15 protein-coding genes and 3 pseudogenes (1 of these 18 cut by a window edge) are annotated in these 17,500 nt (G+C 63.5%); 13 read left to right on the top strand and 5 right to left on the bottom strand.

All coding sequences use genetic code 11. From position 1 onward, the window contains the following. On the bottom strand, nucleotides 1-279 hold the start of the coding sequence (locus PW947_RS22410; protein WP_299634610.1) for an enoyl-CoA hydratase. 498 nt of this gene lie to the left of the window's left edge; 279 of the gene's 777 nt are visible here — the first part of the coding sequence; it begins with the start codon at nucleotides 277-279; its stop codon lies beyond the left edge, outside the window. Between the two features lie 134 nt (nucleotides 280-413). On the opposite strand from PW947_RS22410, the pseudogene paaN reads away from it, so the two are divergent. The 5 genes and pseudogenes from paaN (at nucleotide 414) to paaK (ending at nucleotide 6,236) form a co-directional block, all read left to right on the top strand. Beyond that, nucleotides 414-2,115, top strand: a pseudogene (gene paaN / locus PW947_RS22405) (phenylacetic acid degradation protein PaaN). Between the two features lie 123 nt (nucleotides 2,116-2,238). Then, a pseudogene (gene pcaF / locus PW947_RS22400) lies at nucleotides 2,239-3,442 on the top strand (3-oxoadipyl-CoA thiolase). A 50-nt stretch (nucleotides 3,443-3,492) separates the two neighbouring features. Further along, a pseudogene (gene paaG, locus PW947_RS22395) lies at nucleotides 3,493-4,283 on the top strand (2-(1,2-epoxy-1,2-dihydrophenyl)acetyl-CoA isomerase PaaG). Nucleotide 4,284: 1 nt separating this feature from the next. Continuing rightward, the gene (paaI, locus tag PW947_RS22390; protein WP_144138088.1) at nucleotides 4,285-4,746 is read left to right on the top strand and encodes a hydroxyphenylacetyl-CoA thioesterase PaaI; all 462 of its coding nucleotides are present in this window, start codon (nucleotides 4,285-4,287) and stop codon (nucleotides 4,744-4,746) included. A 185-nt stretch (nucleotides 4,747-4,931) separates the two neighbouring features. Further along, nucleotides 4,932-6,236 (top strand): phenylacetate--CoA ligase PaaK, encoded by a 1,305-nt coding sequence (gene paaK, locus PW947_RS22385; RefSeq protein ID WP_299634609.1) that lies wholly within the window; start codon nucleotides 4,932-4,934, stop codon nucleotides 6,234-6,236. Between the two features lie 67 nt (nucleotides 6,237-6,303). Here paaK and PW947_RS22380 read toward each other — a convergent pair whose 3' ends face one another. Then, entirely contained in the window at nucleotides 6,304-7,428 is a 1,125-nt protein-coding gene (locus PW947_RS22380) for an MltA domain-containing protein (RefSeq protein WP_299634608.1), read from the bottom strand. Between the two features lie 247 nt (nucleotides 7,429-7,675). After that, nucleotides 7,676-8,050, bottom strand: a complete 375-nt coding sequence (apaG, locus tag PW947_RS22375; protein WP_144138085.1) for a Co2+/Mg2+ efflux protein ApaG — start codon at nucleotides 8,048-8,050, stop codon at nucleotides 7,676-7,678. A 278-nt stretch (nucleotides 8,051-8,328) separates the two neighbouring features. Here apaG and rpe point away from each other — a divergent pair, with 278 nt between their 5' ends. The 8 genes from rpe (at nucleotide 8,329) to PW947_RS22335 (ending at nucleotide 15,687) form a co-directional block, all read left to right on the top strand. Continuing rightward, entirely contained in the window at nucleotides 8,329-9,012 is a 684-nt protein-coding gene (gene rpe, locus PW947_RS22370) for a ribulose-phosphate 3-epimerase (RefSeq protein WP_299634607.1), read from the top strand. 26 nt (nucleotides 9,013-9,038) lie between these two features. Continuing rightward, nucleotides 9,039-9,755 carry a phosphoglycolate phosphatase gene (locus PW947_RS22365; RefSeq protein WP_299634606.1) on the top strand — a complete coding sequence of 239 codons (717 nt, stop codon included), beginning with the start codon at nucleotides 9,039-9,041 and terminating at the stop codon, nucleotides 9,753-9,755. 367 nt (nucleotides 9,756-10,122) lie between these two features. Continuing rightward, the gene (trpE, locus tag PW947_RS22360) at nucleotides 10,123-11,616 is read left to right on the top strand and encodes an anthranilate synthase component I (protein WP_299634605.1); all 1,494 of its coding nucleotides are present in this window, start codon (nucleotides 10,123-10,125) and stop codon (nucleotides 11,614-11,616) included. A gap of 13 nt (nucleotides 11,617-11,629) precedes the next feature. Further along, nucleotides 11,630-12,232 (top strand): aminodeoxychorismate/anthranilate synthase component II, encoded by a 603-nt coding sequence (locus PW947_RS22355; protein ID WP_007180279.1) that lies wholly within the window; start codon nucleotides 11,630-11,632, stop codon nucleotides 12,230-12,232. A gap of 17 nt (nucleotides 12,233-12,249) precedes the next feature. Further along, nucleotides 12,250-13,281, top strand: coding sequence for an anthranilate phosphoribosyltransferase (gene trpD, locus PW947_RS22350; RefSeq protein WP_035518484.1), 1,032 nt, complete (start codon nucleotides 12,250-12,252; stop codon nucleotides 13,279-13,281). 18 nt (nucleotides 13,282-13,299) lie between these two features. Then, complete coding sequence (trpC, locus tag PW947_RS22345; protein WP_007180277.1) at nucleotides 13,300-14,085, top strand: indole-3-glycerol phosphate synthase TrpC; 786 nt, start codon at nucleotides 13,300-13,302, stop codon at nucleotides 14,083-14,085. Between the two features lie 46 nt (nucleotides 14,086-14,131). Next, entirely contained in the window at nucleotides 14,132-14,758 is a 627-nt protein-coding gene (locus tag PW947_RS22340) for a CYTH domain-containing protein (RefSeq protein WP_007180276.1), read from the top strand. Nucleotides 14,759-14,847: 89 nt separating this feature from the next. Next, nucleotides 14,848-15,687, top strand: a complete 840-nt coding sequence (locus PW947_RS22335) for a uracil-DNA glycosylase (RefSeq protein ID WP_007180275.1) — start codon at nucleotides 14,848-14,850, stop codon at nucleotides 15,685-15,687. Nucleotides 15,688-15,819: 132 nt separating this feature from the next. Here PW947_RS22335 and PW947_RS22330 read toward each other — a convergent pair whose 3' ends face one another. Beyond that, a complete protein-coding gene (locus tag PW947_RS22330; RefSeq protein WP_011489945.1) occupies nucleotides 15,820-16,416 on the bottom strand; it encodes an NAD(P)H-dependent oxidoreductase in 597 nt (198 codons plus the stop codon). Between the two features lie 154 nt (nucleotides 16,417-16,570). Then, nucleotides 16,571-17,500: PDZ domain-containing protein (locus PW947_RS22325; RefSeq protein WP_299634604.1), on the bottom strand; the 930-nt coding region annotated here is incomplete at its 5' end.

Genomic DNA, 17,500 nt, shown 5'->3' with positions numbered 1-17,500 from the left:
GGAGCGAACCGTTTCCCAGTTACGGGTGATGTAGTCGCCCTTGTACACATCCATATAGGTGTATGTGGCCATCATGCCGATATCGGCGCCGGCGGCGAACGCCTTCTCGCTGCCCGTAATCACGATCGCCCCGATCTCGTCGTCGGCATCGAACTCACGCAGCGCGGCGCCCAGTTCGTCCATCAATGCGTCGTTCAGTGCATTCAACGCCTTCGGCCGATTCAACGTAACCAACCCGACTCGTCCCCGCGTCTCAACCAGAATGTTCTCGTAAGCCATGCCGCCTCCTAATGATTGAATCGCACGCGAAAAACGCTTCGCGCGGCCGTCTTAATAATGCTACCATTCACCAACCAACCGGTCGGTCAATTATTCGACAGGCTTTTCCCAACGTACAGCCAAGCCCCTCTGCCATGACACATCCGCTATTCACCAAGCACGAAGACACGCTGCAAAAGGCACTCACCGCGGTCGAAACGCGCGGCTACTGGAGCCCGTTCGTCGAGATGCCCAGTCCGAAAGTGTACGGGGAAACAGCTAACGCGGACGGTGAAGCCGCATTCAAAGCACACCTCAACCAAACGTTCGAACTTGACCAGCCGTCGACGGGCGAAACCGTCGGGGCCGAAGTCTCGCCGTTCGGCTTCCCGCTTGGCGTACGCTACCCGAAGGCCGACCCCGACGCCCTGATCGCCGCAGCCGCCGCCGCACAGACAGACTGGCGCGCCGCCGGCCCGCAAGGCGTGGATCGGCGTGTGCCTCGAAATTCTCGCGCGCGTGAATCGCGCGAGTTTCGAAATTGGCTACAGCGTGATGCACACGACCGGCCAGGCCTTCATGATGGCTTTCCAGGCCGGCGGCCCGCACGCCCAGGACCGGGCGCTCGAAGCCGTCGTCTATGCGTGGGACCAGTTGCGCCGCATTCCCGCCGACGCCCACTGGGAAAAGCCGCAAGGCAAAAACCCGCCGCTCGCCATGCACAAGCGCTATACGGTCGTGCCGCGTGGCACCGGCCTCGTGCTCGGCTGCTGCACTTTCCCGACCTGGAACGGCTACCCAGGTCTGTTCGCCGACCTGGCCACTGGCAACACAGTCATCGTCAAGCCGCACCCGGGCGCCATCCTGCCGCTCGCGCTGACCGTGCGGATTGCACGTGATGTCTTGCGCGAAGCAGGCTTCGACCCGAACGTCGTCACGCTGCTCGCCACCGAGCCGAACGACGGCGCACTCGTGCAAGACCTTGCTCTGCGTCCGGAAATCAAGCTCATCGACTTCACCGGCAGCACGCAGAACGGCACGTGGCTCGAACGGAACGCGCACCAGGCACAGGTCTACACAGAGAAAGCCGGCGTCAACCAGATCGTGATCGACTCGGTCGACGACATCAAAGCCGCCGCGCGCAACATCGCCTTCTCGCTCGCGCTGTACTCGGGCCAGATGTGCACGGCGCCGCAGAACATCTACGTGCCACGCGACGGCATCCGCACCGCCGACGGCACGCTGAGTTTCGACGAAGTGGCGCAAGCCATTGCCGGTGCCGTGCAAAAACTCGTTGCCGATCCGGCGCGCGCCGTCGAACTGCTCGGCGCGATCCAGAACGAAGGCGTCATCCAGCGCATAGACGAAGCCGCCAAGCTTGGCCGCGTCCTCGTCGAAAGCCAGACGCTCGAACACCCGGCGTTTGCCGGCGCCCGCGTGCGCACGCCGCTCGTGCTTCAACTGGATGCCGCTACCGACCACGCGAATTTCACCAAAGAATGGTTCGGCCCGATCTCGTTCGTCATCGCCACCGATTCGACCGCGCAATCGCTCGAACTCGCGGGCGCCATTGCTGCCGAACACGGCGCGCTGACGCTGTCGGTCTACAGCACAGACGAAGGCGTGCTCGAAGCGGCACATGAAGCATCGATCCAGGGCGGCGTAGCACTCTCGATCAACCTGACGGGCGGAGTGTTCGTCAACCAATCCGCGGCCTTCTCCGACTTCCACGGCACGGGTGCGAACCCGGCGGCGAACGCCGCGCTGGCCGACGCGGCCTTCGTCGCGAACCGCTTCCGCGTCGTTCAAAGCCGCGTTCATGTTGAACCGAAAGCGGCGCCGGCGGTAGCTGGCTGAATGGCATAAGACGGGCACTCGTTTTGTCCTATGCCATTTGGCCGAATGGACCGAGCCGCGTGCCCCTACTAACATGAGACATCGGATCGGCATTCGCGCCGGTCCGCGCCAGCAGGGATCCCTATGAACGACGCCTTCATTTGCGACGCGATTCGCACCCCCATCGGCCGCTACGGCGGCGCCTTGAAAGATGTCCGTGCCGACGACCTCGGCGCGGTGCCGATCAAAGCACTGATCGAGCGCAACCCCGGCGTCGACTGGCGCGTGCTCGATGACGTCATCTACGGCTGCGCCAATCAGGCCGGCGAAGACAATCGCAACGTCGCCCGCATGTCGGCGCTGCTGGCTGGCTTGCCCACCGAGGCGCCGGGCGCCACGATCAACCGCCTGTGTGGCTCGGGCATGGACGCAATCGGCACGGCTGCCCGCGCGATCAAAGCCGGCGAAGCGCGCCTGATGATCGCCGGCGGCGTAGAAAGCATGACTCGTGCGCCGTTCGTCATGGGCAAAGCCAATAGCGCATTCTCACGTCAGGCCGACATTTACGACACGACGATCGGCTGGCGTTTCATCAACCCGTTGATGAAACGCCAGTACGGCGTGGACTCGATGCCGGAAACGGCGGAGAACGTCGCCGTCGAGTTCAGCATCAGCCGCGCCGATCAGGACGCGTTCGCGCTCGCGAGCCAGCAAAAAGCGGCCCGCGCGCAACAGGACGGCACGTTGGCGCAGGAAATTGTCGGCGTTGAAATCCCGCAAAAGAAAGGCGACCCGCTGCGCGTGATGCTCGACGAGCATCTGCGCGAAACGTCCCTCGAAACCCTCGGCAAGCTCAAGGGCGTGGTTCGTCCTGACGGCAGCGTGACGGCCGGCAATGCGTCGGGCGTGAACGATGGCGCCTGCGCGCTGCTGCTCGCGAACCAGCAAGCAGCCGACCAATACGGCCTGCGCCGACGCGCGCGTGTCGTGGGCATGGCCACGGCGGGCGTCGAACCGCGCATCATGGGCATTGGCCCGGCGCCGGCCACGCAAAAGCTGCTCAAGCAACTCGGCATGACGCTCGAACAATTCGACGTGATCGAGTTGAACGAAGCATTCGCATCGCAAGGTTTGGCCGTTCTGCGCACCCTCGGTTTGCGCGACGACGACGCGCGCGTCAATCCGAACGGCGGAGCCATCGCGCTCGGCCATCCGCTTGGCGCATCGGGCGCGCGTCTGATCACGACCGCGCTTGTATCAACTGGAGCGGATCAACGGCCGTTTCGCGCTCTGCACGATGTGTATCGGCGTGGGCCAAGGCATCGCGCTGGTCATCGAGCGGCTCTGACGCCGATACCTGCCGGGCCATCGATCAAACAGACATAGAGGAGACACCCAATGTCATATGAAGCGATCCGCCTCGACATCGACGCGTCGAGCCATGTAGCCACCATTACGCTGAACCGTCCGGACAAGCTCAACAGCTTCACGCGCGCAATGCATCAGGAACTGAGCGCCGCGCTCGACGAGGTCGAGACATCCGGCGCACGCGCGCTCGTGCTGACCGGCGCCGGCCGCGGCTTTTGCGCCGGTCAGGACCTCGCCGATCTGGATTTCACTCCCGGTGCGATGACCGATCTCGGCGAGCTGATCGACAAGCATTTCAACCCGCTCATCCGCCGTCTGCAAGCGCTCGAGTTGCCGGTCATCGCCGCGGTCAACGGCACGGCCGCCGGCGCCGGCGCCAATCTCGCGCTCGCCTGCGACTCGTGCTCGCGGCTCGCTCGGCCAGCTTCATTCAGGCCTTCGTGAAGATCGGCCTGGTACCCGACTCGGGCGGGACCTGGTTCCTGCCGCAACGTGTCGGCATGGCGCGAGCATTGGGGCTCGCCATCACCGGCGACAAACTCAGCGCGGAGAAAGCCGAAAGCTGGGGCCTCATCTGGCAAGCGGTCGACGACGCCGAACTCATCGCCACCGCCACGCAGCTGGCCGCGCGACTCGCGCAGCAACCCACGCGCGCTATCGCCGCCATCAAACTGGCCATGCGCACGGGCGCGACGCAAACCCTCGATCAGCAACTCGATCTGGAGCGCGATCTGCAGCGCGAACTCGGCGCGTCGCACGATTACGCAGAGGGCGTGCAAGCCTTCGTCGACAAGCGCGCGCCGCGCTTCGAGGGCCGCTGATATGTCCACTCAAGCCAAACACGCCAGCCAGATGACGCCCGACGAACTAGCACGCGCAACCGCTGCCGCAATGTACGAAAACGATGCGTGCAGCCGGGCGCTCGGGCTCGAAATCCTCGAAGTGCGCCCAGGTTATGCGCGTCTGCGCATGCCGGTGCGCAACGACTTTCTGAACGGCCACCAGATTTGCCACGGCGGACTGATCTTCACGCTTGCGGATTCGACTTTCGCCTTCGCCTGCAACTCGTACAACATCAACACAGTCGCAGCGGGCTGCTCGATCGAATTCCTGCGGCCGGTATCAGGCGGCGACGTGCTGACGGCGGAAGCCATCGAACAGACCCAGAGCGGCCGCACCGGCATCTACGATATTCGCGTCACCAATCGCGCCGACGAGACCGTCGCCATGTTTCGCGGCAAATCGGCGCAAATCAAAGGCAACCTGATTCCCACTGACGATTGAAGCCGACGAACCCGCGCCGCATCCGGCGGCCAACGCGCGCCATTGCGAGTGTTCGCTAACGCCGGGCCGCCAGATCGCTCGATCACATGGCCGCATAACCGTATGACCGCGATCAGCCCAGATTTTTTTTGCACCCAGACGCACCTATATCAGACCCAAGCATTGAGGCAGCAAGGAGACATTCGATGACCACCGCCCTTCCGCTCGATCCGATCGAGACCGCCAGCCGCGACGAACTCGCCGCGCTCCAACTTGAACGGCTCAAATGGTCGTTGAATCATGCCTATGAAAATTCGCCGGTGTATCGGCGCAAGTTCGATGAAGCCGGCGTCCACCCGAGCGAAGTGAAAACGCTCGCAGATCTGGCGCGCTTTCCCTTCACCACCAAGAAAGATCTGCGCGACAACTATCCGTTCGGAATGTTCGCCGTGCCGCAAGAGCAGATTTCGCGGATCCACGCGTCGTCGGGCACGACCGGCAAGCCGACCGTGGTGGGCTATACCGCACGCGATATCGACACGTGGGCCAATCTCGTCGCGCGCTCCATCCGCGCCGCCGGCGCGAAGCGCGGCGACAAGGTTCACATAAGTTATGGCTATGGCCTGTTCACCGGGGGCCTCGGCGCGCATTACGGCGCTGAGCGCGCTGGGCTCACCGTGATCCCCTTCGGCGGCGGCCAGACGGAAAAGCAGGTGCAACTGATCCAGGATTTCCGGCCGGACATCATCATGGTGACACCGAGCTACATGCTTTCGATCGCGGACGAACTCGAACGCCAAGGCATCGATCCCGCCAATTGTTCGCTGCGCATCGGCATTTTCGGCGCGGAGCCGTGGACCAACGACATGCGTCACGCGATCGAAAAGCGCATGGGCATCGATGCTGTGGATATCTACGGCCTGTCCGAAGTGATGGGCCCCGGCGTCGCTTCGGAGTGCGTGGAGACGAAGGACGGCCCGACCATCTGGGAAGATTACTTCTACCCCGAAATCATCGACCCGGAAACCGGCGAGGTTTTGCCGGACGGCGAACTCGGCGAACTCGTATTCACGTCGCTAACCAAGGAAGCGCTGCCGATCATCCGCTACCGCACCCGCGACCTGACTCGCCTTCTGCCGGGCAGCGCGCGCACCATGCGCCGCATGGAAAAGATCACGGGCCGCTCGGACGACATGATGATCGTGCGCGGCGTGAACGTGTTTCCGACGCAGATCGAAGAATTGCTGCTCAAGCAGCATGCGCTCGCGCCTCACTACCAGATCGTGCTGACCAAGGAAGGCCCGCTCGATGTACTGACGTTGAACGTCGAGCCGTGCCCGGAAACCGCGCCGGACACCGCTGCGTTGAACACGGCAAAGCAGGCGCTGACTTACGACATCAAGGCGCTGATCGGCGTGAGTGCGGTGGTGAATGTGCTGGGTGTGAACGGCATCGAGCGTTCGGTCGGCAAAGCGCGACGCGTGATAGACAAACGCACGTCGGGACTGTGACGCGAGCATGAGCGAATCGCGCCATGTCTGATTACGTACTCGGACGTGGCGCGACGGTTTCAGCGATTCAGGAATTCGGCAGCAGCAACCACATCCGGCCGCCCTGCTTCATCTTGCCGGCCAGGTCGCCGGCATCGTCACCGAGACCCCAGAAGTAATCCGCGCGCACGCCACCCTTGATCGCCGAACCGGTGTCCTGAGCAAAGACCAGGCGGTTCATCGGCGAATTGGTGAGCGGACGGGTGGTCTGCAAAAACACCGGCGTGCCAAGCGGAATCGACGACGGATCGACCGCGATCGAACGCTCCGGCGTCAACGGCACGCCCAGCGCACCGATCGGACCATCGGCGCCGCCACCCGGTGCACTTTCGCCGGACGGCATCTCGCGGAAGAACACGAAGCGCGGATTTGTATCGAGCAACGCATCGACCCGCGTCGGGTTGTTACGCGCCCATGTCTTGATCCCTTGCATGGTGGCCTGCGCAGGCGTGAGTTCCCCGCGATCCAGCAGCCAGCGTCCAATCGACTTGTAAGGCTGATTGTTGGTGCCGCCGAAACCCACCCGCATCACGCTGCCGTCTTCCATCACGACGCGTCCGGAACCCTGCACCTGCAGGAAGAACGCTTCGATCGGATCGTCGACCCACACGAGTTCATTGCCGCTGAGCACACCCGCGCGCTCGAGTTGCGCGCGCACCGGCAGCGGCGCACCCGCGCGATAGCCCGACGGCCAACGATACAGCGCAGTCTGGTACACACCATGCCGCGTGCGCGAACCGCGCAGCAGAGGCTCGTAGTAGCCGGTGACGAGTCCATCCAGCGTGCCGTCGTTGTTGGCCAACTGGAACGGCGTGAAATAGGCTTCGAAAAAGGCCCGCGCGCTGGTCACGTCGAGATCGTCGATTTGCGAGGCCGCTGCACAGGCCCGTGCCCAGTTCGGCTGACGCGCCAGTCTCACGCAGTTCTGTCGCAGCGCCGCCGTCGCGCCGATGAGGGAGTCATCCTGCCAGCCCGGCACCTGTTGCCAGGCGACCGCGGTCAGACGCGTCGCGGCAATCTGCCCAGGTATGATTGCTGCACCCGTAGGCGGCGAAACCGAGGGCCGCACCACGCCACCGCCGCCGCATGATGCCAGCATCACCGCAACCGAAAGCGCGCCGAGCCAGGCTCCGGCCGCGCGGACAAAACGCATACAATGTTCGTTCTTGATGGAAACCGCCATGTCTGATCTGTTCGACGAATACCCGATGCTCATCTTCGCGCTGGAATCGCTCGTCGCGCTCTTCCTGCTCGTCTTTATCGTGGTATGGACGTCATCCGGCAAGAAGAAAGCGGCGCGTGCGAACGCCGGTGAACAACAAAAGCCGCAAAGCCCGCAGTAACGTTGCGCGTCCGACCACGCCTTCGACTGACTAAAGACCGCGGCCCGCGCCTGCGGTTCAATGCAACGTACGCGGCATGCGCAGAATGAACTCCGGCACCGGCGCGTCGAAACGCTCGCCGTCCTCGGCCACGCAAAAATACGCACCGCGCATGGTGCCGACCGGCGTGGCGATCACCGCCCAACTCGTATATTCGAAATGCTCGCCCGGTTTGAGCAAGGGCTGATGCCCCACCACGCCCAAGCCTTTCACTTCCTGCACGCTGTCGTCGCTGTCCGTGATCACCCAATGACGCGCAATCAACTGCGCGGGCACCTGACCGGTGTTTCGGATAGTCAGCGTGTAGGCGAACGCAAACTGGCGGCGCTCTGGGTCCGACTCTTCGGGCAGATATTGCACCTGCGCAGAGACGCTGAATTCGTACTGGCTCATCCTGATTCCGGTCTGGTAAAACGGGGGTGAAAAATCGCGGGAAAGCCCGAACGCCAATGGTTTGCGGGCGCACTGGCAATGCCGTGCTGATGGTTTGGCATTCTGCTTGATGCGCGGCACGGCCGCAACCCGACAAATCCCTTTGGCCAAGGGCTGGTAAGGCGTTTTGTCACATTCGCCGCTTGAACGAAGGTTCACGCCCGAAAGCGTCCACGAACCGGAACGCGCGCGCACAAACCGGTAAAATGGCGCTTTCCCCGCTTGCCTCCGCCCCCGCCATGACGCAATTCCGCATCGCTCCAAGCATTCTGTCAGCCGACTTCGCCCGCCTCGGCGAAGAAGTCCGCAACGTCGTCGCCGCCGGCGCCGACTGGATTCACTTCGACGTGATGGACAATCACTATGTGCCGAACCTGACAATCGGCCCACTGGTCTGCGAGGCGCTCCGCCCGCACGTGGACGTGCCGATCGACGTGCATCTGATGGTGCGCCCGGTCGACCGCATCGTGCCGGACTTCGCGAAAGCCGGCGCGAACATCATCAGCTTTCACCCGGAAGGCTCGGACCACATCGACCGCACGCTGTCGCTGATCCGCGATCACGGCTGCAAGGCGGGCCTGGTGTTCAATCCGGCCACCTCGCTGAACTATCTGGATCACGTCATGGACAAGGTCGATATCGTCCTGATCATGTCGGTGAATCCGGGCTTCGGCGGCCAGTCGTTCATTCCGGAGGCGCTCAACAAGCTGCGCGAGGCACGCAAGCGGATCGACGCTTACACGGAACGCACCGGCCGCGAGATTCATCTGGAAGTGGACGGCGGCGTGAAGGTCGACAACATCGCCGAAATCGCGGCGGCCGGCGCGGACACCTTCGTGGCCGGTTCGGCGATTTTCGGCCAGCCCGACCACAAGGTCGTGATCGAGAAGATGCGCGCGGCACTCGCCAACATCCAGCACTGAGAATCGACGCATAACCGGCCCGCAAGATGACCACTCCGTTCCCCGCTCCGGCTTTCACCGGCCCGCGCCTGCAAGCCGCGATCATCGACCTCGACGGCACGATGATCGATACCGCCGACGACTTCACCGCCGGCCTGAACGGCATGCTCGCGCAACTCGACGCGCAGGAGACTTCGCGCGAGGAAGTGGTCGGTTATGTCGGCAAGGGTTCGGAGCATCTGATCCGCAGCGTGCTGGCGCCGCGCTTCGAAACGGAGCATGCGCAAGACCGCTTCGACGAAGCGCTCGCGATCTATCAGGAGGAGTACGCAAAGATCAACGGCACGCACACGCGGCTTTATCCCGATGTCGAAGCCGGCCTGATCGCCATGCGCAATGCCGGCCTCAAACTCGCCTGCGTGACCAACAAGCCGCATCGGTTCGCGGTCGAGCTGCTGCAGCAATACGGGCTCGCCCAGTATTTCAGCGTCGTGCTCGGCGGCGACAGCCTCGCGAAAAAGAAGCCCGATCCGCTGCCCATGCTCACCGCCGCAGCGCAGCTGGGCGTCGAGCCGCAAGCCACGGTTGCCATCGGCGATTCGGAAAACGACGCGCTGGCAGGCCGCGCGGCGGGCATGGCCACGTTGACGGTGCCATACGGCTACAACCACGGCCAAGCTATACAAACAATAAAATCCGATGGTATAGTTGCCTCGCTGCTGGACGCCGCCAAGGCGATCGCAGCGCACCAATCCACGACTTGAAAAGTCCTTCATCCTCATGTTTCTGAATAAAAAACGGAGTCTGATTAGCATCGACCGGGGAGCCTGGCCCTGGCGTCGCTGGTCGCGCTAACCTCGCCTGAGGTACGCTGAAGCTCGTCTTCGGCAACCGTTTTTTACTTCGCTGCGCTCACGCGTTTTTTCCATCACTTTGTTTCGCTGCATCGGTTGATTCGGCCTGCGTGTACCCGCAAAGTACATCTGTGCGCTGAAATCCCTTGCACGCGTCGATGGGAAACTCGCGCCGGTCGGTATCATCGTGTCGACACGTCGAACGAACGCCTGACCGGGCGCGCCACGCCCCGCTTTGTCCGACGCACGCCGCCGGACCACCGTACAGGATCGGAACATGACCGAACTCGAATTCCAGTCCCTCGCCAACGAGGGTTTCAACCGCATCCCGCTGATCGCCGAAGCGCTCGCCGACCTCGAAACGCCGCTCTCGCTGTACCTGAAGCTCGCGCAGAGCGAGCGCAACGGCGCCAACTCGTTCCTGCTGGAATCGGTGGTGGGCGGCGAACGTTTCGGCCGCTATTCGTTCATCGGCCTGCCGGCGCGCACGCTGCTGCGCACCCGCAACGGCGTGTCGGAAGTGGTGCGCGACGGCAAGGTCGTCGAAACGCACGAGGGCGACCCGCTCGAATTCATCCAGCAATTCCAGGGGCGTTTCAAAGTGGCGCAGCGCCCCGGCTTGCCGCGTTTCGCGGGCGGTCTGGCCGGCTATTTCGGCTACGACGCGGTGCGCTACATCGAGAAGAAGCTCGCGCACACGGCGCCGAAAGACGATCTGAATCTGCCCGACATCCAGTTGCTGCTGACTGAAGAAGTGGCGGTGATCGACAACCTCGCGGGCAAGCTCTACCTGGTGATCTACGCCGATCCGACGCAGCCCGAGGCGTACACCAAAGCCAAACAGCGTCTGCGTGAACTGCGCCAGCGCTTGCGCACCACTGTGCAGCCGCCGGTCACCTCGGCAAGCGTGCGGACCGAAACCTACCGCGAGTTCGCGAAAGACGATTATCTGGCGGCCGTGCGCAAGGCGAAGGAATACATCGCGGCCGGCGAACTGATGCAGGTGCAGGTCGGCCAGCGCCTGACCAAGCCATACCGCGACAATCCGCTCTCGCTGTACCGCGCGCTGCGCTCGCTGAATCCGTCGCCGTATATGTATTTCTACAACTTCGGCGACTTCCACGTGGTGGGTGCATCGCCGGAAATTCTGGTGCGTCAGGAAAAGCGCGGCGAGGATCGCATCGTCACGATCCGGCCGCTCGCCGGCACGCGTCCGCGCGGCAACACGCCGGAACGCGACGCGGAACTCGCAACCGAACTGCTGAACGACCCGAAGGAAATCGCCGAACACGTCATGCTGATCGACCTCGCGCGTAACGACGTGGGCCGCATCGCGCAGATCGGCTCGGTGGTCGTCACCGACAAGATGGTGATCGAAAAGTACTCGCACGTGCAGCACATCGTGAGTTCGGTCGAAGGCAAGCTGAAACCCGGCACCACCAATTTCGACGTGCTGCGCGCCACCTTCCCGGCCGGCACGCTGTCGGGCGCGCCGAAGGTTCGCGCAATGGAACTGATCGACGAACTCGAACCCGTGAAGCGCGGCCTGTACGGCGGTGCGGTCGGCTATCTGTCGTTCACCGGCGAAATGGATCTGGCCATCACGATCCGCACCGGCGTGATCGCGAACGGCAATCTGTATGTGCAGGCGGCAGCGGGTGTAGTCGCGGATTCGGTGCCGGAATCCGAATGGCAAGAGACCGAGAACAAGGCACGCGCCGTATTGCGCGCCGCCGAACAAGTTCAAGACGGCCTCGATAGCGACTTCTGACCGGAGACACACCATGCTGCTCATGATCGACAACTACGACTCGTTCACCTACAACCTGGTGCAGTACTTCGGCGAACTCGGCGAAGACGTGCGCACCTATCGGAACGACGAAATCACGCTGGACGAAATCGCGAGGCTCAACCCGGAGCGCATCTGCCTGTCGCCCGGTCCGAGCAATCCGCAACACGCCGGCATCACGCTCGACGTGCTGCGCGAATTCAGCGGCAAAACGCCGATTCTCGGCGTCTGTCTCGGCCATCAGGCGATCGGCGAGGCCTTCGGCGGGCGCGTGGTGCGCGCGCAAACCATCATGCACGGCAAGGTCAGCACGATCGAAACCGACTGCAAAGGCGTGTTCGCGGATCTGCCGAAACATTTCGTCGTGACGCGCTATCACTCGCTCGCGATCGAACGCGAATCGCTGCCCGACTGTCTCGAAGTGTCGGCGTGGACCGAAGACGGCGAGATCATGGGCGTGCGTCACAAGGAACTGGCGGTGGAAGGCGTGCAGTTCCATCCGGAATCGATCCTGTCCGAACACGGCCACGCGCTGCTCGAAAACTTCCTCAAGCAGTCGAAGCGCGCCGGCGCACAAACGTCCAATCGCAACGCTTGATGAAGAGAGACGACATCATGTCGATTACGCCCCAGGAAGCGCTGCAACGGACCATCGAGCACCGCGAGATTTTCCACGACGAAATGCTGCACCTGATGCGGCTCATCATGCGCGGCGAACTCTCGCCCGTGATGGCGGCCGCGATCATCACCGGCTTGCGCGTCAAAAAAGAGACCATCGGCGAAATCACCGCCGCCGCCACGGTGATGCGTGAATTTGCCCGGCACGTCGAGGTGCAGGACAACTCGAACTTCGTCGATATCGTCGGCACCGGCGGCGACGGCGCGCACACCTTCAACATTTCCACGGCGACCATGTTCGTCTCCGCCGCGGCGGGCGCCAAGGTCGCGAAGCATGGCGGCCGCAGCGTATCGAGCAAGTCGGGCAGCGCGGACGTGCTCGAAGCGCTCGGCGTGAATATCGATCTGCAGCCGGAACAGGTGGCGGCCTCGATTGCGGAAACCGGCATGGGTTTCATGTTCGCGCCGAACCATCATCCGGCCATGAAGAACATCGCGCCGGTGCGCCGCGAACTCGGCGTGCGGACCATCTTCAACATTCTCGGGCCGCTCACCAATCCGGCCGGCGCACCCAATCAGCTGATGGGCGTGTTCCACGCCGACCTCGTCGGCATTCAGGTGCGCGTAATGCAGCGCCTCGGCGCGAAGCACGTGCTGGTGGTGTACGGTATGGACGGCATGGACGAAGTCTCGCTCGGCGCGGCGACGCAAGTCGGCGAGTTGCGCGACGGCCAGATTCACGAGTACGAGATTCACCCGGAAGACTTCGGCATGCAGATGGTGTCGAACCGCACGCTGAAAGTGGCCGACGCCAACGAATCGAAAGCGATGCTGCTCGAAGCGCTCGACAACAAGCCGGGCGTCGCGCGCGAAATCGTCACGCTGAATGCGGGCACCGCCCTGTATTCGGCGAACGTGGCTTCGTCGATAGCGGACGGCATCCAGTTGGCGCGCGAAGCGATCGCGAGCGGCAAGGCGCGTGCGAAAGTCGACGAGCTGGCCCGCTTCACCCAGCAATTCAAGCAGTAACTACGTAGCGAGACACTTATGAGCGACATTCTCGACCGCATCATCGCGGTCAAACGCGAAGAAGTCCGGGCGGCCGAACAGAGCGCGCCGCTCGAAGAGCTGCGCCTCGAAGCGTCGTCGCGCGACCTGCGCGATTTCGTCGGCGCCTTGCGTGCGAAACACGCGGCGGGTCTCGCCGCGGTGATCGCCGAAGTCAAGAAGGCGAGCCCGTCCAAAGGCGTGCTGCGCGAGCATTTCGTGCCGGCCGAAATCGCGCGTTCATATGAAAAACACGGCGCAGCCTGCCTGTCCGTGCTCACCGACGTGCAGTTCTTCAAGGGTAGCGTCGCGTATCTGGAGCAAGCGCGCGCGGCCTGCAATTTGCCGGTGCTGCGCAAAGACTTCATCGTCGATCCGTATCAGATCGTCGAAGCCCGCGCGATGGGTGCCGACGCCATCCTGCTGATTGCCGCCGCGCTCGAAACCTCGCAGATGCAGGATCTCGAAGCGCTCGCGCATTCGCTGGGCCTGGCGGTGCTGGTCGAAGTGCACGACCACGACGAGCTGATGGAAGCGCTCACACTGAAAACGCCGCTGATCGGCATCAACAACCGCAATCTGCGCACCTTCGAGACATCGATCGAAACGACGATCGGCATGCTCGAGGCGATTCCGGAGGACCGCATCGTCGTCACGGAGTCGGGCATTCTGTCGCGCGTCGACGTGGAGCGCCTGCGCGCGATGGACGTGCATACGTTCCTGGTCGGCGAGGCATTCATGCGCGCGGACGAGCCGGGTGTGGAACTTGCGCGGATGTTTTTCTGAGCGCGCTGTCGACACACGCCAAGCGGCATACGTAGCGGAGCAGTTCATGGGCATGGAACGCGAAATCAAACTGGCGCTGCCGCCCGCGCAGGTGGAGGCGGCGACGCAGTGGTTCGTCGCACGCACCCGGGCGCACGGCCGACCGATCAAACTGGTGAATATTTACTTCGACACGCCTGACCTGACGCTGGCGGGCTCGAAGAGCGCCTTGCGTTTGCGCCAGACGCCTGAGGGTTGGCTGCAAACCTTCAAGACGGTCGGCAAGGCCGAGGATGGTTTGCACAGCCGGCACGAATGGGAAATGCCGGTGGCGGGCGAAAGGCTGGAGATCGACGCGTTGCTGCGCGAGTGCGACGAAGCGTCCGCCGCGGACGCTTTGCGTCAGGCCGCGCCGGGACTCATCCAGCTGTTCCGCACGAATTTCACCCGTACGCTGTGGCAGGTCCGGTTGGATGGTTCGGAGGTCGAAGCGGCGATCGATCAGGGCGACGTGCTCGCCGAAGTCGATGGCCAAACGCGCCGCGCGCCGATCTCGGAAGTCGAACTCGAATTGAAGTCTGGAGACGAAGCCGCGCTCCACGCGCTCGCCGCGGAACTCGGCAAGCAGATTGCCGGTTTGGTACCGGACAACATCAGCAAGGCGCAGCGCGGTTATCAATTGCGGGCGGGTTGAGCGCGGCAAAGCCGCTCCTCCGGCGCTCGCGACTGAATGCCGCGCCCACACCTTGAGCAACGCGGCGTTTGCTGCGACACTTCCCCGCCATGACCTCCGCTTCCCCCACCCGCCCCAATCCGTCGCAAGCTTCGCTGTTCGGCGAGGCCGCCTCCCAACCGTCTACTGACATGACGACCACGCCGCAGAAATCCGGCGCCAGCGCGCCGCCGCCAACGCTCGAGGCGCAATTCGACGCGCTGCCGCCGGCATGGCGCGCACATCTCAAACCGTTCATCGAAAGCGACGCCTATACGCCGCTCTGCCGCTTCGTCGATGGTGAGCGCGCCGCCGGCAAAACCGTCTATCCCGCCGACGTATTCCGCGCGCTGCGCCTGACCAGTCCCGATGAAGTGAAAGTGGTGATCCTCGGCCAGGATCCGTACCACGGCGAAGACCGCGGCACGCCGCAGGCGCACGGGCTCGCATTTTCGGTGGCGCCGAACGTGCGCACGCCGCCGTCGCTGCGCAACATCTTCAAGGAGATTGCCGCAAGCCTTGGCCACGAGACGCCGCGTCACGGCTGTCTCGACACCTGGGCGAAGCAGGGCGTGCTGCTGCTGAACACGGTGTTGACGGTAGAGCGCGACTCAGCCGCCAGCCACGCAAAACGCGGCTGGGAAAAATGCACCGACACGCTGATCCACGAACTGGCGATGCGCCATGACGGCCTCGTGTTCATGCTGTGGGGCGCGCACGCGCAAGCCAAGCGCGCGCTGCTCGGCGGCAAGTCGCATTGCGTGCTGGAAGCACCGCATCCGTCGCCGCTGTCGGCGCATCGCGGTTTTCTCGGCTGCGGGCATTTCGCCAAAGCCAACGAATATCTCGCACAGCACGGCCGCGAGCCTATCGACTGGCGCCTGCCCCACGAAGCGCAAATGCTCGCCTGAAAACGCCGGCATCGCGGCATGATGCATCGGCGAAACATCTACGCATCAAAGAAAAAACGCCACGGACTCAAATCGGTGGCGTTTTTCATTCCATCGAGCGATTCGCCGCATATCGAAGCGGCGCGGCCAGCCTTACGCGGCGGCGATCGCTTCGCGGGCGGAAGCCAGCGCGGCGCTGGCAGCGTCCGGGCCCATGTTCAGACCTTCGGCGTAGATGAAGCTCACGTCGGTCATGCCGAGGAAGCCGAGGAAGCTTTTCAGGTACGGCGTCTGGCTGTCGTTCGGCGTGCCCAGATACTTGCCGCCGCGTGCCGACACCACGTAGACCTTCTTGCCTTTCACGAGACCTTCCGGACCGTTCGCCGTGTATGCGAACGTGATGCCGGCGCGTGCGATGAAGTCGAAGTACGTCTTCAGTTGCGACGAGATGCCGAAGTTGTACATCGGCGCGCCGATCACCACGATGTCGGCGGCTTGCAGTTCGGCGATCAGCGCTTCGCTGCGCGCTGCGATCGCAGCTTGTTCGGCCGTGCGTTGGTCAGCCGGCGTAAAGAACGCGCCGAGGACGGCGTCGTCCAGATGCGGCAGCGGTTCAGCTTGCAGATTGCGGACGACGACTTGCGCGCCCGGATTCGATTGTTGCAGCTTTGCGGTCAGCTCGTTGACGAGTAGCGTCGAGTTCGCGCCTTGCGAGCGGGCTGCCGAGTTGATTTGCAGGATCGTGGTCATGGTTGACTCCAGTTGGGGCGCGCAGTGTTGCGCGAGTGGAGCCATTGTGTTTTTTTGCCGCACCCTGAACAAGCCATCCGGCGGCGACGGATTGTTGCAGTGGTAGAACAATCCGCCACACTCCGCCGCCCAAGAGCGACGGCCCGGATGACGATCAGCGTGCCAGCCAGTGCTCGCGTGCCTTGCGAGCGGCGGCCCGCCTGTCGCTGACGGCGAGCTTGTAGCGCGCCACCTCAGGCCCGTCCAGCTTGACTTGCGTGGTGCGCAACTCGTCGCGGCGGAAGGCGTGAACCTCGACTTTCGCGCCCGGCTGGTAGCGCGCGAGCAGCCCGTCAAGATTCGAGCCGGTCACGCGCAGGCCGTCGAGCGCGATCAGCACGTCGCCGGCCGAAAGCCCGGCTTTCTGCGCGGCGCCGCCCTCATGAACCGCTGCGAGCGTGCAATCCGCGCCGCCGCGCACGCGTGCGCCGAGCGACGGCTTGCCGTTCTTGTCGAGCTCGGGCGCAATGGCGACGCCGAACGGCGCGAGCAGCGTGTCGAGCGGCAGATCGCGCGTGCCGTGCACGGCTTCGGCGAACAAACCGGTCAGTTTCGCGCCGGTCGCTTCCGCGAAAAGCGCCTCGATCTCGCTTTCTTCGACACCGACCGGCTTGCCGCGATAGAACTCACGGCCGAAGCGCTGCCACAGCAAGCGCATCACGTCGTCGAGCGATTTGCGGTTGTTGGTCTGCGCGCGGATCGTCAGATCGAACGCGAGCGCGACGAGCGAGCCCTTGGTGTAATAGCTGACGATCGCGTTCGGCGCGTTCTCGTCCTGCCGGTAGTATTTGACCCACGCGTCGAACGAGCTTTCCGCGACGCTCTGCTTGAGACGCCCGCTGCCGCGCTGCACGCCGCCGATCACCTTGCCGAGCAGGCCGAAATAGTCGTCCTGCGAAATCAGGCCGCTGCGCACGAGGATCAGGTCGTCGTAGTAAGACGTGAAGCCTTCGAACAGCCACAGCAGCGACGTGTAGTTTTCGACGCTCAGGTCGTACGGCGCGAACACGGCCGGTTTGATGCGCTTCACGTTCCAGGTGTGGAA

The organism is Paraburkholderia sp., from assembly GCF_028283785.1.
In the GTDB taxonomy this organism is placed as follows: Bacteria; Pseudomonadota; Gammaproteobacteria; order Burkholderiales; family Burkholderiaceae; genus Paraburkholderia.
Note: the sequence above shows the minus strand (reverse complement) of the source record. Positions and strands in the feature narration are given on the sequence as shown.